This is a genomic window from Acrocarpospora sp. B8E8, from assembly GCF_039871605.1.
Lineage (GTDB): Bacteria > Actinomycetota > Actinomycetes > Streptosporangiales > Streptosporangiaceae > Acrocarpospora > Acrocarpospora macrocephala.
This window is the reverse complement of the sequence record NZ_JBDPLV010000226.1, coordinates 1-556: the sequence shown is the minus strand read 5'-3', so window position 1 is coordinate 556 and position 556 is coordinate 1. Positions and strand designations below refer to the sequence as shown.

Annotated in this window: 1 rRNA gene; it reads right to left on the bottom strand. The window is 54.5% G+C overall.

The features are described from left to right. Positions 1–556 (bottom strand): 23S ribosomal RNA (locus ABGB08_RS54735); the annotation flags it as partial.

Here is a 556-nt window from a genome sequence, read left to right as displayed (position 1 = left end):
GACTCAAACGCCCTATTCAGACTCGCTTTCGCTACGGCTCCCCCACACGGGTTAACCTCGCCACACACCATAACTCGCAGGCTCATTCTTCAAAAGGCACGCAGTCACATCACACACAACCCGAAGGTCATGTACGCTCCTACGGCTTGTAGGCACACGGTTTCAGGTACTATTTCACAACCCCTCACCGGGGCGCTTTTCACCTTTCCCTCACGGTACTTGTCCACTATCGGTCATCAGGGAGTATTTAGGCTTACCAGGTGGTCCTGGCAGATTCACACAGGATTCCTCGAGCCCCGTGCTACTTGGGATCCCCTCAAACAGTCGAACTGATTTCGCCTACCGGGCTCTCACCGTCTACGGCCACCCTTCCCAGAGTGTTCGACTACCAGAACGATTTCTTACTGCTTGAAGCCTCGGCAGAGACTCCCAGAGGGTCCCACAACCCCACATGCGCAACACCTGCCGGCTATCACACGCATACGGTTTAGCCTCATCCGCTTTCGCTCACCACTACTCACGGAATCACTATTGTTTTCTCTTCCTACGGGTACTG